Here is a 23,686-nt window from a genome sequence, read left to right as displayed (position 1 = left end):
TCTATTGCAATATGTAATGTGATAGAAAAAGGATGACTGCATATCATCCTTTTTCTATTTCACAGCAAGATTGGTTCGTTATTGCTGTGAGTATTGTGGTTCTTCTTGTTGGACTTCTTCAACACGTGGGTTTAAAGAATCGATAATCGTTTGTGTTTGCTGCGCAGCTGTTTGGAAAAGTTGCTTAGCTTGTTGGTTATCCGTATCAAGAGCGAATCCCTCTAAGCTAGCTTGTGCACTTTTTAATCCAGAAACAGTCTGCTTTAATTTTGTAATTACAGTCATTGAATGAAGCCCCCTTTGGAATATCAATTCATAGGTTATAATTTGTGAGTTGGGGAGAATTTATGATTGGAAAATTTAGGGGTGGAATGGATTTTATATGCTTTTAGCTAAGATGCATAAGGTATTACGGGGATATTTTTATTGATTTAAATGGATTTTATTGCTATTATTATGAGAAGAAAATGAAGTGTTTTCTATAATCATGCGCCCATAGCTCAGTCGGATAGAGCGGTGGTTTCCGGTACCACGTCTGCCGGGGGTTCGAATCCCTCTGGGCGCGTCAAAAAGTCCTAACTTACGTTTTGTAGGTTAGGACTTTTTTTATTTACCTCTTGTTATATCTAGTAATAAGATTTACTATTAGTACTTGATAATAATTTTTAACTTTATTATTTTCTTTCAATATTATTCAAATTTCGGTTGTAAGTTGTAAATCTCATTAATACATATAAATTAATAATATTTTGGAATGGGTGTCTGCGTGAGGATTCTCCTTTTACCAAACTTATTGTACAATAGAAACAAGGGGGAGATTAGTTTGAAGGCAAGTCTTTTACAAGAACAAAGCTTACGTTTGGCAATGACACAAGAGTTAAGGCAAGCGATTACAATGCTCCAGTATAATGTACAAGAATTATCGGAGTTTTTGTATGAGCAATCGTTAGAGAATCCCCTTATTGAGTTAGGTGGTTTTGAGAGGGAGAAGAAAAAGAGCTCTAACAACAGTAAAAGTACCAGCAAACAAGTCGAGAATCAGATGGAAATCTACAGTGTGGATTCTACAACGATTCAGCAACATTTATTAAATCAAATACAGTATTATAAAATAGATGAAGAAGAGCGAAAAGTAGCTTCTTTCATTATTATGAACATGGATGGAAATGGATATTTACAAGAAACGAATGAAGAGTTAGCAGAGCTCCTTTCTGCACATATTCATGTAGTCGACCGTTCTGTAGAGCTTGTCCAATCACTGGAGCCAGCAGGGGTAGGGGCGCGTAATATTCAGGAATGTTTAACCTTACAATTGAAGCGCTTACAAAGGCGAAATGGATTAGCAGAAGAGGTTGTAGAAGATCATTTCGCTTATTTTGTGAAGAAAGATTGGCGAAAGCTCGTTCAAGTGTTGAAATGTAGTAATGAGGAATTACAGAGTGCGGTAAATTGTATAACGTCATTACAACCAAAACCAGGTCTTGCGTTTTCTTCAGATAAACCACTTTATATTGTGCCTGATATGGCGGTGAAAAAAGATGGCGATCGCCTCGTTTTACAAATGAATGAGAGAAATATGCCGAGAATTGAAATTCACTCTGAATATAGTGCGCTTCTTAATAATAGTGAAAGTGAAGTAGCATCTTACGTATCAGAAAAGTATCAGCATGTGCAGTGGATTATGCGCAGTTTGAAGCAGAGAAAACAGACATTGCTGCAAGTAATGACTATTATTATGGAAAAACAACGTGATTTCTTCTGGAAAGGTCCAGAGTATTTAAGACCTCTCGCTTTAAAAGAGGTAGCGGAAGAGTTAAGTGTGCATGAATCGACAATTAGTCGTGCGACGCGAAATAAATATGTGCAAACACCACACGGTTTATTTGAGATGAAATCGTTCTTTAGCAATGCCGTTTCAACGACTGAAGATGAAGCAGTTTCTACAAAACGTGTAAAACAATTTATTCAAACGCTAATTGGGGCAGAGGATAAGAAAAAGCCACTTTCAGATCAAAAGATTTCAAAATTATTAGAAGAAGAGCATGAAATTGTTATTTCTCGAAGAACAGTGGCGAAGTATAGAGAACAAATGCATATCCCAGCTTCGTCATTACGAAAAACGATCGGATAGGTGAAGAAGATGAAAGTTGTACTGTATACTAAAAAAGACTGTGGCCTTTGCGTGAAGGCGAAACAAGTTTTACAGGAAGTACAATGTGAATATTCTTTTCAAATCGAGGAAATAGATATATATGAAGATAATGACCTTTTAGAAAAATATCACTTAATGATTCCGGTTGTAGAAATGGACGGAAAACAAGTAGAATATGGTAACATTCACAAAGGTGTCATAATAAACTATATAAAGAATGCAGTTAAGAGTTGAATAAGTTTCTATCTCCTGTTACAATAATACACGTAGCAGGGATTATTTTTTTAACCTATGTGGGACACAAAATGTCACTACGGGACGTAAAGTGACCACGAGGGAAAATGAACCGATGTAGTGAGGAGAAAAGATATGCGCTCATGGATTCAGAATACAAAAAAATTATTACCTGATCTGCTACCTGTTATGCAAACGAGAATGCAAATTCTTCAATACATTAGGCTCATGCAGCCGATTGGAAGAAGAAACTTATCAGCAAGTCTCGGTATGACAGAACGAGTATTGCGAAGTGAAGTTCAAGTTTTGAAAGAACAAAACTTAGTTCACGTCGCTTCTTCTGGAATGACTTTGACAGAAGAAGGAACAGCTTTAGTTCTTGCTTTGGAAGACTTTATGAAAGAAATTTCCGGGTTAAAGGTTTTAGAAAAGCAACTTAAGGAAACATTAGACTTGGATGAAGTTTTCGTTGTCCCTGGTGATAGTGATGAATCACCTTGGGTCAAACTGGAGATGGGCCGTGCTTGTGTGACTTGTATAAAAGACCGTCTGACAGCGAATAATATCGTTGCTGTGGCTGGAGGAACTACGCTAGCTGCTGCTGCGGACATGATGCAGCTTGATTGCAAAGATTTACATATGCTATTTGTCCCAGCACGTGGTGGAATTGGAGAAGGTGTTGAATTAGAAGCCAATACCATTTGTGCCAAGATGGCGCAAAATACGATGAGTAATTATCGCTTATTGTATGTTCCAGACCATGTTAGTAGCGAAGCATATGCGTCTATTGTGACAGAGCCTTCCGTGAAAGAAGTTCTTGAGTTGATTCGATCTTCCAATATCGTCATTCATGGAATAGGTGATGCGTTAACAATGGCACGTCGCAGAAGTACTTCAGAAGCAGATTGGTTAAAGATTCAGGCAAGCGAAGCGGTTGGCGAAGCTTTCGGTTACTACTTTAATGAAGAAGGAAATGTTGTTCATAAAGTAAGAACAGTTGGTATGCAACTAGAGGACTTACAAAATGTATCTCACGTTGTTGCAGTCGCTGGAGGTTCTTCAAAGGCAAAAGCAATACAGGCTGTAATTAAACAAGGGCACACTTCAATTCTAATTACAGATGAAGGTGCAGCAAAACAGTTAACAAAGGGTTTTACCCTTTAATATAATCCCCCAAGGAGGAAATTCAAATGACTAAAATTGGTATTAATGGATTTGGACGTATCGGACGTAACGTATTCCGCGCAGCTCTTAACAACTCTGAGGTAGAAGTAGTAGCAATCAACGACTTAACAGATGCTAAAACATTAGCTCACCTTTTAAAATATGACACAGTTCATGGAACTTTAAATGCAGAAGTATCTGCTAACGAAAACAGCATCGTTGTTAACGGTAAAGAAATTAAAGTTATCGCTGAGCGTGACCCAGCTCAATTACCATGGAGCGACTACGGAGTAGAAGTAGTAGTAGAATCTACTGGCCGTTTCACTAAAAAATCAGACGCTGAGAAACACTTAGGTGGATCAGTTAAGAAAGTTATCATCTCAGCTCCAGCTTCTGACGAAGATATCACTGTAGTTATGGGTGTTAACCACGAACAATACGATGCAGCTAACCACAACGTAGTATCTAACGCTTCTTGTACTACAAACTGTCTAGCTCCATTCGCTAAAGTATTAAACGAAAAATTCGGCGTAAAACGCGGAATGATGACAACAATTCACTCTTACACTAACGACCAACAAATCTTAGACTTACCACACAAAGATTTACGTCGTGCTCGTGCAGCAGCTGAAAACATGATCCCAACATCTACTGGTGCAGCTAAAGCTGTAGCATTAGTATTACCAGAACTTAAAGGTAAATTAAACGGTGGCGCTGTACGTGTTCCAACTGCTAACGTTTCTCTAGTTGACCTAGTTGTTGAACTTGACAAAGAAGTAACAGTTGAAGAAGTAAATGCAGCATTCAAAGCAGCAGCTGAAGGCGAATTAAAAGGTATCCTTGGATACAGCGAAGAGCCATTAGTATCTATCGACTATAACGGATGTACAGCTTCTTCTACAATCGATGCATTATCTACAATGGTAATGGAAGGTAACATGGTTAAAGTACTTTCTTGGTACGATAACGAAACTGGTTACTCTAACCGCGTAGTAGACCTAGCAGCTTACATGACTTCAAAAGGTCTTTAATTCTTAATTATATAAGTTATCAATGACAAAACGAGGGAGAGGGTTTGTTCCCTCTCTCTCTTCTTTCGTTTTAAAAGCAAATGTGTTAAGCTTTTGAGTGGGTTTTGTCAATCCTAACTAGTAGTCGGAGGGAAATCCAATGAACAAAAAATCAATTCGTGACGTAGATTTAAAAGGTAAGCGTGTATTTTGCCGCGTTGATTTCAACGTACCTATGAAAGAAGGCAAAATTACAGATGAAACTCGTATCCGTGCAGCTCTTCCTACAATTCAATATTTAGTAGAGCAAGGTGCGAAAGTTATTTTAGCAAGTCACTTAGGCCGTCCAAAAGGTCAAGTAGTAGAAGAAATGCGTTTAACTCCAGTAGCAGCACGCTTAGGCGAGCTTCTTGGTAAAGACGTTAAAAAAGCGGACGAAGCATTCGGACCAGTTGCACAAGAAATGGTTGCAGCAATGAACGAAGGCGACGTATTAGTTCTTGAAAACGTACGTTTCTATGCGGGCGAAGAAAAGAACGATGCAGAACTTGCGAAAGAATTTGCAGCACTTGCTGACATCTTCGTAAACGATGCATTCGGTGCAGCTCACCGTGCTCACGCTTCTACAGCAGGTATCGCAGACTACCTACCAGCAGTATCTGGTCTATTAATGGAAAAAGAGTTAGATGTACTTGGTAAAGCACTTTCTAACCCAGAACGTCCATTTACAGCTATCATCGGTGGTGCGAAAGTAAAAGATAAAATCGGTGTAATTCGTCATCTATTAGACAAAGTAGATAACTTAATCATCGGTGGTGGACTTGCTTACACATTCGTTAAAGCTTTAGGTCATGAAATTGGTCTATCTCTATGTGAAGACGACAAGATCGAACTAGCTAAAGAATTTATGCAACTTGCAAAAGAAAAAGGCGTAAACTTCTACATGCCAGTTGATGTTGTAATCACTGAGGAATTCTCTGAAACTGCAACAACTAAAATCGTTGGTATCGACTCTATCCCTTCTAACTGGGAAGGCGTGGACATCGGTCCTAAAACACGTGAAATTTATGCAGATGTAATTAAAAATTCTAAGCTTGTTGTATGGAATGGACCAATGGGTGTATTCGAAATGACTCCATTCGCAGAAGGTACAAAAGCAGTAGGACAAGCATTAGCAGATGCAGAAGATACATACTCTGTTATCGGCGGTGGTGACTCTGCAGCAGCTGTTGAAAAATTCGGTATGGCTGATAAAATGAGCCACATTTCTACTGGCGGCGGTGCGTCATTAGAATTCATGGAAGGTAAAGAGCTTCCAGGTGTAGTTTGTCTTAACGACAAATAAGTAGCAGCCAAAGAAAAAGGACGGTGCAAAGCATGCGTAAACCAATTATCGCAGGTAACTGGAAAATGAATAAAACTCTATCAGAAGCAGTTAGCTTCGTAGAGGAAGTTAAAGGTCAAATCCCAGCAGCTTCAGCTGTTGATGCAGTAGTTTGTTCTCCAGCTCTATTCTTAGAGCGCCTTGTAGCAGCAACTGAAGGGACTGACTTACAAGTAGGTGCACAAAACATGCACTTCGAAAAAAATGGTGCATTCACTGGCGAAATTAGCCCAGTAGCACTTAGCGACTTAAAAGTTGGCTATGTAGTACTTGGCCACTCTGAGCGTCGTGAAATGTTTGCTGAAACAGATGAGTCAGTAAACAAAAAGACTATCGCAGCATTTGAACATGGTTTAACACCAATCGTATGTTGTGGTGAGACTTTAGAAGAGCGCGAAAGCGGAAAAACATTTGATCTAGTAGCAGGTCAAGTGACAAAAGCACTTGCAGGTTTAACAGAAGAGCAAGTTAAAGCAACTGTTATCGCTTATGAGCCAATCTGGGCTATCGGTACAGGTAAATCTTCTTCTTCTGCAGATGCAAACGAAGTATGTGCGCACATCCGTAAAGTTGTTGCAGAAGCTGTTTCTCCAGAAGCTGCAGAAGCTGTTCGTATCCAATACGGCGGTAGCGTAAAACCAGAAAACATTAAAGAGTATATGGCACAATCTGACATCGACGGCGCTTTAGTTGGCGGTGCTAGCTTAGAGCCTGCTTCGTTCTTAGGTCTTCTGGGGGCGGTAAAATGAGAAAGCCAACAGCTTTAATCATTCTTGACGGTTTCGGACTTCGTGAAGAAACTTACGGGAATGCTGTAGCACAAGCTAAGAAACCTAATTTTGATGGTTACTGGAACAAATTCCCTCACACAACGCTTACAGCTTGTGGCGAGGCAGTAGGTCTTCCAGAAGGTCAAATGGGTAACTCTGAGGTTGGTCACTTAAATATCGGTGCTGGCCGCGTAGTATATCAAAGCTTAACACGCGTTAACGTTGCAATTCGTGAAGGCGAGTTCGATAAGAACGAAACTTTTCAAAATGCAATTAAAAGCGTAAAAGAAAAAGGTACTGCACTTCATTTATTCGGTTTACTTTCTGACGGTGGTGTGCACAGTCACATGAACCATATGTTTGCTCTTCTTCGCTTAGCAGCAAAAGAAGGCGTGGAGAAAGTTTATATCCATGCATTCTTAGACGGCCGCGATGTTGGACCACAAACAGCAAAAGGTTATATCGATGCAACGAATGAAGTAATTAAAGAAACAGGAGTAGGACAATTCGCGACTATCTCTGGTCGTTATTACTCTATGGACCGTGACAAGCGTTGGGATCGCGTAGAAAAATGTTACAGTGCTATGGTGAATGGTGAAGGCCCTACTTATAAATCAGCAGAAGAGTGTGTAGAAGACTCTTATGCGAACGGTATCTATGATGAATTCGTATTGCCGTCTGTAATTGTTAACGAAGATAACACGCCAGTTGCAACAATCAATGATGATGATGCAGTTATCTTCTATAACTTCCGTCCAGACCGTGCAATTCAAATTGCTCGTGTATTTACAAACGAAGACTTCCGTGAGTTCGATCGTGGTGAAAAAGTACCTCACATTCCAGAATTCGTATGTATGACACACTTCAGTGAAACTGTAGATGGATACGTGGCATTCAAGCCAATGAACCTTGATAACACTTTAGGTGAAGTTGTTGCGCAAGCGGGATTAAAGCAACTTCGCATCGCGGAAACTGAAAAGTATCCGCACGTTACATTCTTCTTTAGCGGTGGTCGTGAGGCTGAATTCCCAGGAGAAGAACGTATCTTAATTAACTCACCAAAGGTTGCAACGTATGACTTGAAACCTGAAATGAGCATTTACGAAGTAACGGACGCTTTAGTAAATGAAATCGAAAATGATAAACATGATGTTATCATTCTTAACTTTGCGAACTGTGATATGGTTGGCCATTCTGGGATGATGGAACCAACAATTAAAGCAGTAGAAGCAACTGACGAATGTTTAGGAAAAGTTGTAGAAGCGATTCTTGCAAAAGATGGTGTAGCACTTATTACTGCTGACCATGGTAATGCTGATCAGGAGTTAACTGCTGATGGCGGTCCTATGACAGCTCATACAACTAACCCGGTTCCTTTCATCGTTACAAAAAATGATGTAGAGCTTCGTGAAGGTGGTATTTTAGGAGATATCGCTCCAACAATGCTTACACTTTTAAATGTGGAACAACCGAAAGAAATGACAGGTAAAACAATTATTAAATAATTTGCTTATATAAAAAGGAGAGAATTTATTATGTCAACAATTATTGATGTTTATGCTCGCGAAGTCCTTGACTCTCGTGGTAACCCAACTGTAGAAGTAGAAGTTTACACAGAAAGCGGCGCTTTCGGACGCGCTATCGTACCAAGTGGTGCATCTACTGGTGAGCACGAAGCAGTAGAATTACGTGACGGTGACAAATCTCGTTACCTTGGTAAAGGTGTTGTTAACGCAGTAAACAACGTTAACGAAATTATTGCTCCAGAAATCGCTGGTTTCGATGTAACTGACCAAGCTGGTATCGACCGTGCTATGATCGAATTAGATGGCACTCCAAACAAAGGTAAACTAGGCGCTAACGCTATCCTTGGTGTATCTATGGCAGTAGCTCACGCAGCAGCTGACTTCGTAGGTCTTCCATTATACCGTTACCTTGGTGGATTCAATGCAAAACAATTACCAACTCCAATGATGAACATCATCAACGGTGGTTCTCACGCTGATAACAACGTTGACTTCCAAGAGTTCATGATCTTACCAGTTGGTGCTCCAACATTCAAAGAATCAATCCGTATGGGTGCTGAAGTATTCCATGCACTTAAAGCTGTATTACATGACAAAGGTCTTAACACTGCAGTAGGTGACGAAGGTGGATTCGCTCCAAACCTTGGTTCTAACCGTGAAGCTTTAGAAGTAATCATCGAAGCTATCGAAAAAGCTGGTTACAAAGCTGGCGAGAACGTATTCTTAGGAATGGACGTTGCTTCTTCTGAGTTCTACAACAAAGAAACTGGTAAATATGACCTTGCAGGCGAAGGCCGTACTGGCTTAACTTCTGCAGAAATGGTTGATTTCTATGAAGAGCTTTGCAAAGACTTCCCAATCATCTCTATCGAAGATGGTTTAGACGAAAACGACTGGGATGGTCACAAATTATTAACTGAGCGTATCGGTGATAAAGTACAATTAGTTGGTGACGATTTATTCGTAACTAACACTCAAAAACTTGCTGAAGGTATCGAAAAAGGTATCTCTAACTCAATCTTAATTAAAGTTAACCAAATCGGTACTTTAACTGAGACTTTCGAAGCTATCGAAATGGCTAAACGTGCTGGTTACACAGCAGTTGTATCTCACCGTTCTGGTGAAACTGAAGATGCTACAATCGCTGACATCGCAGTTGCAACTAACGCTGGCCAAATCAAAACTGGTTCTATGAGCCGTACTGACCGTATTGCTAAGTACAACCAATTATTACGCATCGAAGACGAACTAGGCGAAATCGCTGTTTACGATGGTATCAAATCTTTCTATAACATCAAACGATAATTGTAGAAAATAAACGACAGACCGTGAGAAATCACGGTCTGTTTTTTTATGCTAAAATTGTTCACCCGTCATAAGTGACATGAAATGTTTGAAGAAGCGGTTATAGTCAAAATCAATTGCGATTTGATGAACCGGCCAATCAATAAATGGCTTCTGGTTCACTAGAGAGCGAAATTCCCCTATGCTTACTCCTTGTGCAGAGGATTCTGTCATGACAACAATAGGTGATTTATGATATGTGAACATAGAGTTATCAAATAAAGCGAGTATTGGCATTATGTCATGGAAGGGGCTCCCCTTTAAATGTGGTAGAGCGTCTTTATAATATCCGTAGTAATAATGATCAAATAACGGTTTGACAAGTGGAGCTTTTCCTTTTGCCTCAATGTATTCTGCCATTTCTGGTGTAATGATGGAGTATTGAGTGACGTTTAATGGGTATATGTACATGTTAACTGCGGATTGAAGGACTATATTAGCGGCAGTAGGATCGCCATAAAAGTTTGCTTCGGAAATAGGGGTAACATTACCAGGATGTAAAAAGGCACCGCCCATTACGTAGTAAGATTTAATTTGTTTCATTAACTGTTTGCACATGATAAACAAAATTGCTAGGGAGGTAAGTCTTCCTAAACTCACAATGATTAATTCATCTTTATACTGTTCAATAAGAGGAATGACTTCAAAAAAATTCTCCATTTCTCCGTTAGTCACATTCACCTTTGGAATAATTGGACCGAGCCCCTGTTTCCCATGTACATCCGTAAAAAACGCAGGTGGGGCACCAGTAAGGGGACGTTCTGAACCACCGAATATCTTGATATTTCTATTCTTTGTTTCGTTATTAAAAAAATGAGCATTTTCTACGGCCATTTTTTTTGGAACATTGCCGTAATCAGCAACGATACCGACGATTTCTATTTCGTCGATAAAGAATGCTAAGAGGAGAGACATCGTATCATCAATCCCAGGATCACAAAAAATGAGAACTTTTTTGGGCATATGTTCACCACCTATCTTGTTTATCCCGTACAAATCCGCTTGGTGAGGGCTAATAATCAATAAGGATAAGGGAAATCTCATTGATTAAAGTTTCACTTTATATATATGTAAGTTTAAGGATAAAAAGATTATTTTATTGAAATAATAGTATTTTAAATTCAGAAAATAAAAACTTTTTATATTAGGTCAAGGTTTTTGACGTAATTTTCATTTGAAAATGCAGTCATATCAAGGTTGTAAGCGTATAACATAGGCTGTTTTTGCTGGCAAGTTGATAAATTGCAGCTTTTTACAATTTATACTATGATAAAGATATTAATAGAAGATCGTATAAACATGAGGGATGATGAACATGAAATTTACAAAGATTCTTGTCCAAATTGCTGCTCTTTACGTGTTTTATATGGTTGGAACTTGGGTGCAAGAAATGTTAAATATTCCGATTCCAGGAAGTTTGATTGGAATGTTCCTCTTACTTGTTTTACTTAGCCTAAAAGTTCTTCCAGTGAAATGGTTCGATTTAGGAGCAGAAACACTCGTTGCTATTATGCCGTTTTTATTAATTCCACCGACGCTTGGCTTAATGAATTACGGTGCTTTTTTTATGAGTAAAGGAATTTCTCTTTTCATTACAGTTGTAGCAAGTACATTTTTAATTATTATTGTCGCAGGACATACAGGACAATATCTTGCGAATAGGAAGGAAAGAGAGTCGCGATGAGCCAAATATTAATCGGAATCGGTTGGGTTCTTTTTACGGTGCTATTATATCAATTATCTAAAAAAATCTATAAATTATTTCCAACACCATTCACCATTCCAATGCTTGTAGCAACTGGATTAATGGCTTTCCTATTTATCGTGCTTGATATACCATATCAACATTATATGGAAAGTGGTGGTGGCTGGATTGCAAAGCTACTTGGACCCGGTGTTGTAGCATTTGCAATTCCTCTTTATAAACAACGTCATGTTCTGCAAAAATATGTTGTACCGATTGCTGGCGGGGTATTAGTAGGTACAACAGTTGCAATCGCTAGTGATTTTGCGATTGCTTCACTTATGGGAACGGATAAAAGCTTAATCTTATCGTCTTTACCAAAATCGGTGACAATGCCAGTTGCGATGAGTGTTTCAGAGCAAGTCGGTGGTGTACCTTCCTTAACAGCAGCTTTCGTTGTTATCGCAGGTATTACTGGAACGATTACAGGACCCCTTTTATTAAAATGGAGCCGTGTTACAAACTCAGTTGGTAAAGGTATCGGATTTGGATGTGCTTCTCATATTATGGGTGTTATGAGAGCGATGAAAAATAACGAACATGAAGGTGTTATTGGATCGGTAACAATGACATTAACAGCAATTTTGACATGTTTACTTGGACCGTTATTTGCGATGATGTTTATGTAATAGAAGAAAAGCGAGAGCGCCTCTATAGCTCTCGCTTTTCTATAGAATTTATGCTACAGTTACAATAACTGAATCTTTGTAGGAGGTACGCCAAGTGCATACGTTATTATCAGTTTTACTTATTATTGTATCGATTTTAATGATTGTTATGGTACTTATGCAATCTAGTAATAGCTCAGGCCTTTCAGGTGCAATTTCAGGCGGTGCGGAGCAATTATTTGGTAAGCAAAAGGCACGTGGAATTGAAGCGGTATTAAACCGTATTACAATTGTTTTAGCTGTATTGTTCTTTGTATTAACAATTGGTGTTACGTACTTCAATTTATAGAATTGAAAGAAGAAGCGTTAGTGAATGGTACTAATGGTTCTTCTTTTTTTGTTTTGTCATTTGAAAGATGTTTCTAATTAGATTATAGAAATACAAATATGGTACACTAGATATAGAAAGAATACGACTAGATTACAGAAGAGAAAGAGGAGAAATACATGATGAAATTAGCATCTCCGAAACCATTTACATTTGAGGGTGGAGACCGCGCTGTTTTATTACTACATGGATTCACAGGGAACTCAGCTGATGTACGTATGTTAGGGCGTTTCTTAGAAAAGAAGGGCTATACTTGTCATGCGCCAATTTATAAAGGGCACGGTGTACCACCAGAAGAGCTTGTTCATACAGGGCCTACAGATTGGTGGCAAGATGTAACGGAGGCATATCAGCTTTTAAAAGATAAAGGTTTTGAGAAAATTGCTGTTGTTGGATTGTCACTTGGCGGCGTATTTTCTTTAAAATTAGGTTATACAGTACCGGTTTTAGGTGTAGTACCAATGTGTGCACCGATGTATATTAAGAGCGAAGAAACGATGTACCAAGGTATATTGGCATATGCCCGCGAATATAAAAAACGTGAGCAAAAATCACCTGAACAAATTGAACAAGAAATGTTGGAATTCCAAAAGACACCGATGAATACATTAAAAGCATTACAACAATTAATTGCTGACGTACGTAACAATGTGGATATGATTTATGCACCAACATTTGTTGTACAAGCACGTCATGACGAAATGATTAATACAGATAGTGCTAACATTATTTATAACGGTGTAGAATCTACGTTAAAAGACATTAAATGGTATGAAGACTCTACGCATGTCATTACACTTGATAAACAACGTGACGAGCTACATGAGGATGTATATAACTTCTTGGAGCAACTAGATTGGTAAGATCTAGTTGCCTCTTTTTTTCATAAGGAATTTTTTGTGAAAACTGTAAAAATCATAAGGGGAGTATTGAAGTTTCACTTTATACATCCCCTATCTTTCGGATACACTAAATAATATAAGGTTTTAAAGGAGGTATTTTTGCTTGGAAGAAATCATACAAGAACATATTGATAAGTTGTTATTATTTATGAGAGAAGAAGCGTATAAACCGCTAACGATACAAGAGTTAGAAGAGGCATTTGGAATTGAAGGTTCTGAGGGTTTTAAAGATTTTGTAAAGGCACTTGTAACGATGGAAGAGAAGGGACTTGTTATTCGTACACGTAGCAACCGTTACGGTCTTCCTGAAAAGATGAATTTAGTACGCGGTAAATTAATTGGACATGCACGTGGTTTTGCATTCGTTGTACCAGACGAGAAGAAAACAGGAGACGATGATCTTTTCATCCCGCCTACAGAATTAAACGGTGCACTTCATGGCGATACAGTATTAGCACGCCTTAGTTCTCAATCAAGCGGTTCACGTCAAGAAGGTTCAATTGTACGCATTTTAGAGCGTGGAACGAAAGAACTAGTTGGTACATATACAGAATCGAAAAACTTTGGATTCGTTATACCTGACAATAAGCGTTGGACGAGTGATATCTTTATCTTGAAAAGCGCATCAATGGGTGCTGTAGAAGGTCATAAAGTAGTTGTCAAAATTACGAGCTATCCAGAGAATCGTTTAAGTGCAGAAGGTGAAGTTATTCAAATTCTAGGTCATAAAAATGATCCAGGAGTAGATATTTTATCTGTCATTCATAAACATCATTTACCTTTAGCATTCCCTGAGGAAGTGATGGAGCATGCAAACAGTGTACCAGAAACGATTTCAGAAGAAGATTTAAAAGATCGCCGCGACCTGCGCGATCAAATGATCGTAACGATTGATGGTGCAGATGCGAAAGACTTAGATGATGCTGTTACAGTAACGAAGCTTGAGAACGGTAACTACAAGCTAGGCGTTCACATTGCGGATGTAAGTCATTACGTTCAAGAAGGCTCTCCAATTGATGTTGAAGCAGCGGAAAGAGCGACGAGTGTATATCTTGTTGACCGTGTAATCCCGATGATTCCGCATCGTCTATCTAACGGTATTTGTTCATTAAATCCGAAAGTAGACCGTCTGACGTTATCTTGTGAAATGGAAATCAACAACTTAGGTGATGTTGTTAAACACGAGATTTTCCAAAGTGTGATTAAAACGACAGAGCGTATGACGTATGCTGACGTAAGAAGCATTTTAGAAGATGAGGACGAAGAGTTAATTAAGCGTTATGAGCCGCTCGTACCGATGTTTAAAGAGATGGGTCAATTGGCACAAATTTTACGTGAAAAACGTATGCGCCGTGGTGCAATTGACTTTGACTTTAAAGAAGCGAAAGTATTAGTGGATGAAGAAGGAAAACCGACTGATGTTGTTATGCGTGATCGTTCTGTTTCAGAGAAGTTAATTGAAGAATTTATGCTTGTTGCGAATGAAACAGTAGCAGAGCACTTCCACTGGATGAACGTACCGTTTATGTACCGTGTCCATGAAGATCCGAAAGAAGATAAGCTTGAGCGTTTCTTCGAGTTTGTAACGAACTTCGGATATGCGGTAAAAGGACGTGCGAATGAAGTGCACCCTCGTGCGCTGCAACAAATTCTTGAAATGGTTCAAGGACAGCCAGAAGAAGTAGTTATTTCAACAGTTATGCTTCGTTCTATGAAGCAAGCTCGTTACGATGCGGATAGTTTAGGACATTTCGGTTTATCAACTGAGTTCTACACACATTTCACATCACCAATTCGTCGTTACCCAGATACAATCGTTCATAGATTAATTCGTGAATACATTATTAATGGTAAAGTCGACAACGAAACGCAAGCAAAATGGCGTGAAAAATTACCTGAGATTGCAGAGCACTCTTCTAATATGGAACGCCGTGCTGTTGAAGCAGAGCGTGAAACAGATGAGATGAAAAAAGCAGAGTATATGGTTGATAAGATCGGTGAAGAGTATGACGGTATGATTAGCTCTGTAACAAACTTCGGTTTATTCGTAGAGCTTCCAAATACAATTGAAGGTCTTGTACACGTTAGCTACTTAACGGATGATTACTACCGTTATGACGAGCAACATTTCGCTATGATCGGAGAACGTACAGGAAACGTATTCCGCATCGGTGATGAAATTACAATTCGCGTTATTAACGTAAACAAAGACGAGCGTGCAATCGACTTTGAAATCGTTGGCATGAAAGGCACACCTCGCCGTAAGTTCAAAGATCGTCCAGTCGTTATCGAGCAGCCAAGAACAGGCAGAAAGAAACGCGGTGGACGTAGCGAGCGCAGTAATGAGCGCGGCGGTGAACGTGGCACAGGTAGAAAATTTGACCGTGGTGGTAAAGGAAAAGGAAGAGGATCTGCATCCGCATCCGCATCCGCTTCTGCTAGCCAGCCAGGAAAAAAAGATGGTAACGGTAAGAAGAAAAAAGCATTCTTCGAAAACGTACCAGGATTCAAGAAGAAAAAGAAAAAGCGTAAGTAAGAAAAGAGTGGCTTCGCTTTGATGAAAAGCGGGGCCTTTTCTTTTTTCTTCGTGGCTTAAGAGCGAGCCACTTTCGCTTTTTAATGGAATCTAGCTACAGTGGCTAGAATCTGTTGGCCATTTCACTCCCTCGGACGAAGCAAAAAGCGCTTCTCTGTCGGGAGTTCCAATGTCCAAAGATTCTGAGCGAGCCACTTTCGCTTTTTATTAACATTTGTTACAATAGTAAAAATAGAGGAGGGACGTTATATGCCAAAGGGTACAGGTAAGGTTATTGCACAAAATAAAAAAGCATTTCATGATTATTTCATCGAAGAAACATACGAAGCAGGGCTTGTCCTTCAAGGAACGGAAATTAAGTCGATTCGCGCTGGACGCGTAAACTTGAAAGATGCGTTTGCACGTGTACATAATGGTGAAGTATGGGTTCATAATATGCACATTAATACGTACGAACAAGGGAATCGTTTCAACCATGATCCACTTCGTACGAGAAAATTACTTCTGCATAAAAAAGAAATTGATAAACTAGCGGGCGCTGCGAAAGAAACAGGTTACGCATTAGTTCCACTTAGAATTTATTTGAAAAATGGATTTGCAAAAATGGCACTTGGTTTAGCAAAAGGTAAGAAACAATACGATAAACGTCACGATTTAAAAGAGAAAGAAGCTAAACGTGAAATTGCACGCGCGTTCCGTGATCGCCAAAAGATGTAATACAGATATTTACATTTGTAAAATGGAGCTCGTATGTTATAATAACTTATGTAAGGTTGTTGCACATTGAAAAACAGCTCTTAGTAGCTATCACGATATTTTCTTCGTATGCTCCATTTTTATCATGGGGACGTTACGGATTCGACAGGGATAGTTCGAGCTTAGGTTGCGAGTCGAGGGGATCGGCCTCGTTAAAACGTCAAAGCCTATAATTGGCAAACAAAACAATCTTTCTTTAGCTGCTTAATTGCACTAAAGGTTCCTCCCTCCATCGTCCATGTGGTAGGGTAAGGGACTCAAACTAAGTGGACTACGCCGGAGTTCGCCGTCTGAGGACAAAGGAAGAGAACAACCAGACTAGCAACTTGGAAGCCTGTCGATAGGCCGAAGAGTTCGCGAAATGCTAATATATCGACTACACTCGTAGAAGCTTAAGTGCCGATATTTTTGGACGTGGGTTCGACTCCCACCGTCTCCACCAATACATATTTGGTGGTTTTTTATTTTGTATATAACAGGAAGCATAAGATGGCCGTTTTGGCCAACTTATGCTTCTTTTAGTTTACGGCCAACTTATGCTTCCAAGCAGAGAGGATATCTAATTATCAATATGAAATTTACTTGATAGATAATGAAGCGATAATTTAGTCTCTTCTATTTGAAATAAAGGAGAGCGTTTTTTATTTTAAATGTTATAAAAAAGTTTAATCATTAAAAAATTAGCTATTTAATAGCAGTTTTTCTGGTATTGCTAACTATAATTTACATTTTAACGAACAGTGTACTTTACGAACAGTGTTCGTTATGTTAAAGTTAATGTGCAAGTGAGAACAAACAATAAATCAAAAAAAATAAAATTGAAAAGGAGGTTTGAGATTTGACAACCCAGCAAGAAATTCAACAAACTGATTTTTCGTTGAAAAAGATTCTTCCGGTATTACTATCCGTTGCACTTGGTATGTTCTTAGTTATTTTGGATAGTACGATAATGAATGTCGCTGTTCCAAAATTAATGAGTGCATTTAATGTCAGTCTCAGCGAAATTCACTGGGTAATTACCGCCTATACTTTGGCTCTTTCAGCCGTCATTCCGTTGGCTGGATGGTTTTCTGATAGATTTACAGCAAAGAAAATGTTTATCGTTAGTATTGTTCTTTTTGTTGTGGCATCTATGCTTTGTGCACTTGCCCAAACTGCAGAACAGTTAATTCTTTTTCGTATTATTCAAGGCCTAGGCGGAGGCATGGTAGCTCCAATAGGAATAGCGATGGTATTTAAAGTTGCGCCTTCTGAGAAGCGTGGTTCCATTATGGGAATTCTCGGTCTTCCTATGCTGTTAGCACCAATTCTTGGACCGTTATTATCTGGTTGGCTAATCGAATATATAAATTGGCATTGAATATTTCTCATTAATCTGCCAGTTGGTGTAATTGCATTTTTTATGGCAAGAAAATACTTACCCGAATCTAAGCCTGGTCATGGGATGAAATTAGATGTTCTAGGTTCTATTTTAGCTCCAATTGCCTTTGCTTCCTTAGTCTTTGGTGTTCACGAAGCAGGTACTAACGGCTGGCTAAATAATTGGACTCTTTCATCATTGGGATTGGGAATTATCACCTTAATTCTATTCATTTGGAATGAGCTTAGACAAAAGAATCCACTTCTTGAATTAAGAGTATTTAGTTCTCGAACATTTACTTACGGAATAATTCTCGCCTGGATGAACCAAATAGCACTGTTCGGAAGTATTTTGCTTTTTCCTATATTTTTACAGCAAGTCAAAGGTTTATCGCCTATGGAGGCTGGTCTTTATGTAATTCCACAGGCAATACTATCAACAATTGGAATTAATATAGGTGGTAAGCTATTTGACCGATACGGCGTACGTTTGGTTGCAATTCTTGGAACACTTTCTTTATCATCTGCTTTGTTTACCTTGACTTATATAAACATTCACTCAAGCAGTATCTTTATCATGTGTAGCTTTGCTTTTGTAGGCCTCGGCCAAGGATTAACGATGATGCAAATTAATACTCATGTGCTTAGATCAGCTCCAAAAGAACTTGTAAGTCGTGTAACGCCAATCACTACTTCTATGCAGCAGATTATGTCTTCCTTTGGGATAACTATCACTACAGGATATCTTGCAAGTCAGATTAAAAATCTTTCTAGTCAACACACTATTGAACAAGTAGGAAGTGCTTTTGTTCACACGTTTTGGATAACCTTTGCTTTTGGAATCACTGCTCTATTGTTAAGTTTATTTTTAAAAGGTTCAAAAAGCGAAGAGAAATCAAAAGGTGGTAAACATTAGAGTTTTGAGTTTTACATTCCTTTCACTTTTCCTTTTTGGAAATACTAGCGTAAATATCATGCTGAGTTCAGGTACATCGTAGAGTGGCGTATTGAAAATAATAGTTCATTTAAGAAACTACAAGCTGAAAATAGATTATAAATTAATAAATTTAAGGAGTGTTTATAATGTCAACTTCATCTAAAGAACAAAAACGTATTGCAATTATTGGTGGAGGCCCAGGAGGATTAACACTTGCTCTACTTTTACAACAAAATGGCATGGAACCTATTATTTATGAACGAGAACTACTTGATATGAACAATCAAAGAGGTGGCTCTTTGGATATCCACGAAGAATCGGGACAAATGGCACTTAAAGAGGCTGGCCTTTACGAGAAGTTCCAAGAAATCGCCCGTTATGAAGGTGAAGATTTCCGTCTTCTAGATAAAGATGGAAAGAGTTTTATTGACGAAATAACTGCACCTGATGAAAAAGGGGATCGACCTGAGATTGATCGCGGTGTGCTTTGTGACCTTCTTTTAAACGCTCTTGATACAAGTTGTATTAAATATGGATATAAGTTAGAAAAAGCTGTTTCACTTGAAAACGGCATGACACAACTTCACTTTGAAAATGGATTTGTGGATACGGTTCATGGTCTTGTTGGGGCAGACGGGGCATTTTCATGTGTGCGTCCTTTGCTAACGAATACCGATATTGAGTATACAGGTCTAACTTTCTTTGAACTTAATGTACTAAATGCAGCCGAGAATCATCCGGATTTGTTTGAATTTAACAGATGTGGTAAAGTGTTCGCTTTAGGTGATAATAAGGGAATTCTTGCCCAACTAAATGGGGACGGACGAATTAAAGTATATGCTAGTTTAAAAGTTGAAAAAGACTGGCCAGAAAAAAATGGCATTTCTGCAGATAAGCCTTTAGAAGCGAAAGCTAAATTATTAGAGTTATTTAATGACTGGGATGAGGGATTAAAGAAATACATTCATTATGCTGAAGATTCAATCATACAAAGACGAATTTATATGCTACCAATTAATTTTAAGTGGAAACGTAATCCTGGTGTCACTCTGATTGGGGATGCAGCTCATTTAATGTCGCCATTTGCAGGTGAAGGTGTTAACTTGGCAATGTTTGATGCATTGAATCTGGCTCTTGCAATCATTCGAAATAACGATTTTGCTAGTGCAATTGAAGAATACGAAGAAAAAATGTATGATTATTCATCTGAAAAAGCACAGGAATCACATGATAATTTAGAATTAAGTTTCTCTGATGGTGCAGCTGTTAAGTTTGCAGATTTAATGAATTCATTCCATGAGCAAATACAACACTAATCTTGAAAATTGATAATATATTTACTAATATATTTGACCATGATATAAAGTAATTATGGAAAATTCGAATCGAAAAATAATTAGTCGTAGGGATCGACCAGCTAAAGAACCCTTAAGCCATGAGCTTATCGTAAAAACTGCTTATGAACTTCTTAAAGAGCAGGGTGTTGCAGGTATGAGCATGCGTAAGGTTGCAAAAGCATTGGATACTGGTCCATCTTCATTGTATGTTTATGTTAAAAATTTTCAAGAATTAAGTTCATTGGTATTGGATCATGGCCTTGGTCAATTGGTATTACCCGAATCAAAGCAAGACTCATGGAAGGAAAATTTAATTGGAGCACTAAGTGCATATTTCTTATTACTATACGAAGAGCCTGGTATCGCTGAACTTACTTTCTCATCTATTCCGAAGGGGACAAACTTTCTTAAATTGACAGAATACATTCTTGCTACATTGCAGGATGGTGGAATTAATTCTAAATCCGCAGCATGGGGAGTAGATCTTTTATTACTATACGTTTCTTCAGTAGCATATGAGCATACTTCTAGGAAAAAGCATGGGAATATGCAAATATCTGATATAAAAGAAACTTTCCAAAATGTTGACCCAGTTCTATTTCCAGTTCTTTTCAGCCTAAGAGAGGAGATGTTCTCCGGAGATATGGAGTCAATGGAACGTTTCCATTGGGGACTTGAAGTATTATTACACGGTATTCAACATTTTAGTAAATAGTATGTTCAATCAAATTTTTATCAAGACAACAAGCAGCCGATTCATTGTGGCTGCTTGTTCTTTTTTTTAGAAAAACCTATACTTTTGAGGAAAGTTTGATTGGGATATTTTAGGATTGGAGTTAGGCAAGCAACGTAGACGATAATACAAAAACGGTAAGTTTTTTATATTAATTTTTCGAAAATAGCTGAAGGATAGAGTAAAGCGAATTTAACATCTCCAGAGGAAGTTCAGAAAGTTACAGGATTTCAAATAAGAAGTATTCGTATGGTAGGGCGTGATTCACCAGAAGTGGCTTTTCCATTATGAAAATATGTATGGAGGTACTGATCAATCAACTTTTGTTAGAGAGAATAGGTATTTTTATTTGCTTTTTTGTGAAATTCATGGTCAGCTTATGGGTGAATACTTAACATACGGCCAACTTATAGGTAAAGTGATATTTTGTATGATATGAACCATAACTTTGCCAGGTTGGCGAGGTTATGGTTCTTTGTGTTTTGTAGTTTTATAAAATGCTTAAGTTGAGGACAGTACCCTTGAAATAGAAACTGAATGAATAGATATTGATGATAAGCAGGTAGATACAGTGTACCTTTAATGATTACATAATATGTATTTGAATCTTCATATGTTTTGTGTTTTTATCCATACCTATTGTAAGATTATATAGAGTTCTCCTAATAAGCTGTTTTAATGGATTATTTAGGGGGGGAATTTGTAAATCATAAATTGTTTTTTCGGAATAATTTTTTATATAAATAAGTTATATTGAAGTAGAGGTGAACCATCGGTGAAGCAGGTGTTGGTGATTAAAAATGAACGGTCTTCAGCAAAGAAAATCGTAAGCGGTCTAACGCAAGAAGGCTATTTCATTTTAAAACTTCACAATGAAAACGAAGGTTTAAATATAATATATGAACAAGATTGGGATATTATCATATTGGATTGGGATTCATTAAGTATATCAGGACCAGAAATTTGCAGACAAATACGACTTGTTAAAACGACACCGATTATTATTGTGACTGACAATATTTCTAGTAAGGATTGCGTTGCAGGGTTACAAGCAGGAGCAGATGATTATATAAGAAAACCATTTGCGAAAGAAGAATTAGTAGCAAGGGTTCAAGCAATTTTAAGGAGAAGTGATTGTAACCAGCAAAAGGAGATAAACTTTTTTCAGTTTAAAGATCTCTTTGTTGATGCATCAAGCAATATTGTGAAAAAAGGTGGCGAAAATCTCTCACTTACTAAGCGTGAGTACGATTTACTTGTATTTTTAATCAAAAACAAAAACACGATATTGAGCCGTGAAATGCTTTTGAATCAAGTTTGGGGATATAACGTAGTAGTAAATCCAAATGTAGTAGATTTATATATTGGGTATGTAAGAAAAAAGTTAAAGTGCGAGAAGAAAGACAGATATATTCAAACGATACACGGCAGAGGCTATTCAATGATTGAATGATAAAATAAGGTAATAGAAAAAAGTTTCTTAGAAGTATTAAAAGACGTAAAAAATGGATTATGAAAATATTAGCTATTAATGGGCGTGTTTTGTAGAGGAAATCATGGTTAATCAATACGCCCGACTTCACATATTACTTTCTATGCCTGATTTTATGAATTCGCACCATTCACAAGATTTTCACAGAATTAATGACTATACTAATTAACAGGATGTTCAAATGAAAATGATTATCAATAGCGATTCAATTGAATAAAAGTTACTTTCTAATTCAATCTATGGATGTCATCATTTTCGAAATAAATCACACTATAAGGAGTATACATATGAAAAAATCTATGCTTTTAAAATTAGTGAGTATTCTAGCAATTTTCACTTTAATGTTAGTGGCTTGCTCAGATTCAAGTAAAGAAACTTCGAAGGCTAATAATAAAGATAATGGTAGTGATAAGCCAAAAACGGTTGAAATCACTGATGCTCATGGAACTGTTAAAGTACCTGTAAACCCAAAGAATGTAGTTGCTTTGGATAACAGAACTTTTGAAACTTTATCTGATTGGGGAATTAAACTAGCGGCTGCTCCAAAAGATATCATGCCTGCAGATTCAGCATATAAAAAGGATGATTCAGTTCAAAATATTGGAAATCACCGTGAACCAAATCTTGAAATTATTGCAGCGGCAAACCCTGACCTTGTAATCGTTGGTCAAAGATTTGCTGATCATTACGAAGAAATTAAAAAATTAGTGCCAAATGCAGCTGTTATTGATCTTAATTTTGATGTTTCTGAGAAGGCTAATAAGCCTGGAGAAAACTTAGTAAAAGGACTTAAAGATTCTACAACTACTTTAGGTAAAATCTTTGCTAAAGATAAAGAAGCTAAACAATTAGTAGCTGATTTCGATAAATCTATTGAAAAAGCAAAATCTGCTTATAACGGAAAAGATAAAGTTATGAGTGTTATCGTTACTGGTGGAAATATTGGCTTTGCTGCTCCACATTCTGGTCGCGTTTGGGGACCTATGTATGACATTTTCGGTTGGACTCCAGCATTAGAAGTTTCGAATTCTACTGCAGGTCATAAAGGTGATGACGTTTCTGTTGAAGCTATTGCACAAACAAATCCTGATTGGCTTTTCGTATTAGATCGTGATGCTGCAACATCTGATGCAGCTAAGTCAGCTCCAGCTAAGGATGTTATTTCTAAATCACCAGCTCTTCAAAACACAACTGCTGTTTCTAAAAAACAAGTTATTTATGCACCAGAAGATACTTACACAAATGAATCAATTCAAACTTATATAGAGTTATTTGGAAATCTTGCAAAAACTTTAGCTAAGTAGTGTAAA

The 23,686-nt window shown here is 37.8% G+C and carries 20 protein-coding genes, 1 tRNA gene, 1 other RNA gene and 1 pseudogene; 21 read left to right on the top strand and 2 right to left on the bottom strand.

Annotated features, from left to right (window positions below; all coding sequences use genetic code 11):
• Positions 1 to 78: 78 nt before the first annotated feature.
• Positions 79 to 285 carry a DUF1657 domain-containing protein gene (locus tag ACTFRY_RS20950; RefSeq protein ID WP_000216166.1) on the bottom strand — a complete coding sequence of 69 codons (207 nt, stop codon included), beginning with the start codon at positions 283 to 285 and terminating at the stop codon, positions 79 to 81.
• Positions 286 to 489: 204 nt separating this feature from the next.
• Here ACTFRY_RS20950 and ACTFRY_RS20945 point away from each other — a divergent pair.
• The 9 genes from ACTFRY_RS20945 (at position 490) to eno (ending at position 9,545) form a co-directional block, all read left to right on the top strand.
• Positions 490 to 565, top strand: a tRNA-Arg gene (locus ACTFRY_RS20945).
• A gap of 258 nt (positions 566 to 823) precedes the next feature.
• Positions 824 to 2,131 (top strand): RNA polymerase factor sigma-54, encoded by a 1,308-nt coding sequence (gene rpoN / locus ACTFRY_RS20940; RefSeq protein WP_000647955.1) that lies wholly within the window; start codon positions 824 to 826, stop codon positions 2,129 to 2,131.
• Between the two features lie 9 nt (positions 2,132 to 2,140).
• Positions 2,141 to 2,386 carry a glutaredoxin family protein gene (locus ACTFRY_RS20935; protein ID WP_000869730.1) on the top strand — a complete coding sequence of 82 codons (246 nt, stop codon included), beginning with the start codon at positions 2,141 to 2,143 and terminating at the stop codon, positions 2,384 to 2,386.
• A 135-nt stretch (positions 2,387 to 2,521) separates the two neighbouring features.
• Positions 2,522 to 3,550: a gapA transcriptional regulator CggR gene (cggR, locus tag ACTFRY_RS20930; protein WP_001258185.1), complete on the top strand. Its 1,029-nt coding sequence runs from the start codon at positions 2,522 to 2,524 to the stop codon at positions 3,548 to 3,550.
• Between the two features lie 26 nt (positions 3,551 to 3,576).
• On the top strand, positions 3,577 to 4,581 hold the full coding sequence (gap, locus tag ACTFRY_RS20925) for a type I glyceraldehyde-3-phosphate dehydrogenase (RefSeq protein ID WP_000161236.1): 1,005 nt from the start codon (positions 3,577 to 3,579) through the stop codon (positions 4,579 to 4,581).
• 139 nt (positions 4,582 to 4,720) lie between these two features.
• The gene (locus tag ACTFRY_RS20920) at positions 4,721 to 5,905 is read left to right on the top strand and encodes a phosphoglycerate kinase (RefSeq protein WP_001036350.1); all 1,185 of its coding nucleotides are present in this window, start codon (positions 4,721 to 4,723) and stop codon (positions 5,903 to 5,905) included.
• A 32-nt stretch (positions 5,906 to 5,937) separates the two neighbouring features.
• A complete protein-coding gene (gene tpiA, locus ACTFRY_RS20915) occupies positions 5,938 to 6,693 on the top strand; it encodes a triose-phosphate isomerase (RefSeq protein WP_001231038.1) in 756 nt (251 codons plus the stop codon).
• Positions 6,690 to 8,219: a 2,3-bisphosphoglycerate-independent phosphoglycerate mutase gene (gene gpmI, locus ACTFRY_RS20910; RefSeq protein WP_001231158.1), complete on the top strand. Its 1,530-nt coding sequence runs from the start codon at positions 6,690 to 6,692 to the stop codon at positions 8,217 to 8,219. Before tpiA ends, gpmI begins: the two co-directional genes overlap by 4 nt.
• Before the next feature lie 30 nt (positions 8,220 to 8,249).
• On the top strand, positions 8,250 to 9,545 hold the full coding sequence (gene eno / locus ACTFRY_RS20905) for a phosphopyruvate hydratase (protein WP_000103951.1): 1,296 nt from the start codon (positions 8,250 to 8,252) through the stop codon (positions 9,543 to 9,545).
• A 51-nt stretch (positions 9,546 to 9,596) separates the two neighbouring features.
• On the opposite strand, the gene ACTFRY_RS20900 is transcribed toward eno, so the two are convergent.
• Entirely contained in the window at positions 9,597 to 10,547 is a 951-nt protein-coding gene (locus ACTFRY_RS20900) for a nucleoside hydrolase (RefSeq protein ID WP_098616244.1), read from the bottom strand.
• 352 nt (positions 10,548 to 10,899) lie between these two features.
• On the opposite strand from ACTFRY_RS20900, the gene ACTFRY_RS20895 reads away from it, so the two are divergent.
• The 12 genes and pseudogenes from ACTFRY_RS20895 to ACTFRY_RS20840 all read left to right on the top strand — a co-directional run bounded on the left by ACTFRY_RS20895 (position 10,900) and on the right by ACTFRY_RS20840 (position 23,680).
• Positions 10,900 to 11,268, top strand: a complete 369-nt coding sequence (locus ACTFRY_RS20895; protein WP_000673222.1) for a CidA/LrgA family holin-like protein — start codon at positions 10,900 to 10,902, stop codon at positions 11,266 to 11,268.
• Positions 11,265 to 11,957, top strand: a complete 693-nt coding sequence (locus ACTFRY_RS20890) for an LrgB family protein (RefSeq protein ID WP_000078304.1) — start codon at positions 11,265 to 11,267, stop codon at positions 11,955 to 11,957. The genes ACTFRY_RS20895 and ACTFRY_RS20890 overlap by 4 nt, the downstream gene beginning before the upstream one ends.
• A gap of 94 nt (positions 11,958 to 12,051) precedes the next feature.
• Positions 12,052 to 12,285, top strand: a complete 234-nt coding sequence (gene secG, locus ACTFRY_RS20885) for a preprotein translocase subunit SecG (RefSeq protein WP_000557264.1) — start codon at positions 12,052 to 12,054, stop codon at positions 12,283 to 12,285.
• A 161-nt stretch (positions 12,286 to 12,446) separates the two neighbouring features.
• Positions 12,447 to 13,187, top strand: a complete 741-nt coding sequence (estA, locus tag ACTFRY_RS20880; RefSeq protein WP_000761986.1) for a carboxylesterase — start codon at positions 12,447 to 12,449, stop codon at positions 13,185 to 13,187.
• A gap of 142 nt (positions 13,188 to 13,329) precedes the next feature.
• Positions 13,330 to 15,762 (top strand): ribonuclease R, encoded by a 2,433-nt coding sequence (gene rnr / locus ACTFRY_RS20875; RefSeq protein ID WP_016110936.1) that lies wholly within the window; start codon positions 13,330 to 13,332, stop codon positions 15,760 to 15,762.
• Between the two features lie 249 nt (positions 15,763 to 16,011).
• A complete protein-coding gene (gene smpB, locus ACTFRY_RS20870; RefSeq protein WP_001123919.1) occupies positions 16,012 to 16,479 on the top strand; it encodes an SsrA-binding protein in 468 nt (155 codons plus the stop codon).
• A 126-nt stretch (positions 16,480 to 16,605) separates the two neighbouring features.
• Positions 16,606 to 16,960, top strand: a transfer-messenger RNA (tmRNA) gene (gene ssrA / locus ACTFRY_RS20865).
• A gap of 477 nt (positions 16,961 to 17,437) precedes the next feature.
• Positions 17,438 to 18,793 (top strand): annotated as a pseudogene (locus ACTFRY_RS20860) (DHA2 family efflux MFS transporter permease subunit).
• 167 nt (positions 18,794 to 18,960) lie between these two features.
• Positions 18,961 to 20,130, top strand: coding sequence for an FAD-dependent oxidoreductase (locus ACTFRY_RS20855; protein WP_098617071.1), 1,170 nt, complete (start codon positions 18,961 to 18,963; stop codon positions 20,128 to 20,130).
• Positions 20,131 to 20,185: 55 nt separating this feature from the next.
• Entirely contained in the window at positions 20,186 to 20,866 is a 681-nt protein-coding gene (locus tag ACTFRY_RS20850; RefSeq protein ID WP_170968618.1) for a TetR/AcrR family transcriptional regulator, read from the top strand.
• A gap of 793 nt (positions 20,867 to 21,659) precedes the next feature.
• Positions 21,660 to 22,337 carry a response regulator transcription factor gene (locus ACTFRY_RS20845; protein WP_000815815.1) on the top strand — a complete coding sequence of 226 codons (678 nt, stop codon included), beginning with the start codon at positions 21,660 to 21,662 and terminating at the stop codon, positions 22,335 to 22,337.
• Positions 22,338 to 22,663: 326 nt separating this feature from the next.
• A complete protein-coding gene (locus tag ACTFRY_RS20840) occupies positions 22,664 to 23,680 on the top strand; it encodes a siderophore ABC transporter substrate-binding protein (RefSeq protein WP_098617072.1) in 1,017 nt (338 codons plus the stop codon).
• The last annotated feature ends 6 nt before the right edge of the window (positions 23,681 to 23,686 follow it).

Source organism: Bacillus cereus group sp. MYBK195-1 (assembly GCF_051916605.1).
GTDB classification, from domain to species: Bacteria; Bacillota; Bacilli; order Bacillales; family Bacillaceae_G; genus Bacillus_A; species Bacillus_A cereus.
Note: the sequence above shows the minus strand (reverse complement) of the source record. Positions and strands in the feature narration are given on the sequence as shown.

Excerpts from the sequence above, each read along its gene's own strand:
- ACTFRY_RS20950 (WP_000216166.1), bottom strand. The coding sequence starts at position 285 with ATGACTGTAATTACAAAATTAAAGCAGACTGTTTCTGGATTAAAAAGT.
- ACTFRY_RS20935 (WP_000869730.1), top strand. The coding sequence starts at position 2,141 with ATGAAAGTTGTACTGTATACTAAAAAAGACTGTGGCCTTTGCGTGAAG.
- cggR (WP_001258185.1), top strand. The coding sequence starts at position 2,522 with ATGCGCTCATGGATTCAGAATACAAAAAAATTATTACCTGATCTGCTA.
- gap (WP_000161236.1), top strand. The coding sequence starts at position 3,577 with ATGACTAAAATTGGTATTAATGGATTTGGACGTATCGGACGTAACGTA.
- ACTFRY_RS20920 (WP_001036350.1), top strand. The coding sequence starts at position 4,721 with ATGAACAAAAAATCAATTCGTGACGTAGATTTAAAAGGTAAGCGTGTA.
- tpiA (WP_001231038.1), top strand. The coding sequence starts at position 5,938 with ATGCGTAAACCAATTATCGCAGGTAACTGGAAAATGAATAAAACTCTA.
- gpmI (WP_001231158.1), top strand. The coding sequence starts at position 6,690 with ATGAGAAAGCCAACAGCTTTAATCATTCTTGACGGTTTCGGACTTCGT.
- eno (WP_000103951.1), top strand. The coding sequence starts at position 8,250 with ATGTCAACAATTATTGATGTTTATGCTCGCGAAGTCCTTGACTCTCGT.
- ACTFRY_RS20900 (WP_098616244.1), bottom strand. The coding sequence starts at position 10,547 with ATGCCCAAAAAAGTTCTCATTTTTTGTGATCCTGGGATTGATGATACG.
- ACTFRY_RS20895 (WP_000673222.1), top strand. The coding sequence starts at position 10,900 with ATGAAATTTACAAAGATTCTTGTCCAAATTGCTGCTCTTTACGTGTTT.
- ACTFRY_RS20890 (WP_000078304.1), top strand. The coding sequence starts at position 11,265 with ATGAGCCAAATATTAATCGGAATCGGTTGGGTTCTTTTTACGGTGCTA.
- estA (WP_000761986.1), top strand. The coding sequence starts at position 12,447 with ATGAAATTAGCATCTCCGAAACCATTTACATTTGAGGGTGGAGACCGC.
- smpB (WP_001123919.1), top strand. The coding sequence starts at position 16,012 with ATGCCAAAGGGTACAGGTAAGGTTATTGCACAAAATAAAAAAGCATTT.
- ACTFRY_RS20855 (WP_098617071.1), top strand. The coding sequence starts at position 18,961 with ATGTCAACTTCATCTAAAGAACAAAAACGTATTGCAATTATTGGTGGA.
- ACTFRY_RS20850 (WP_170968618.1), top strand. The coding sequence starts at position 20,186 with ATGGAAAATTCGAATCGAAAAATAATTAGTCGTAGGGATCGACCAGCT.
- ACTFRY_RS20840 (WP_098617072.1), top strand. The coding sequence starts at position 22,664 with ATGAAAAAATCTATGCTTTTAAAATTAGTGAGTATTCTAGCAATTTTC.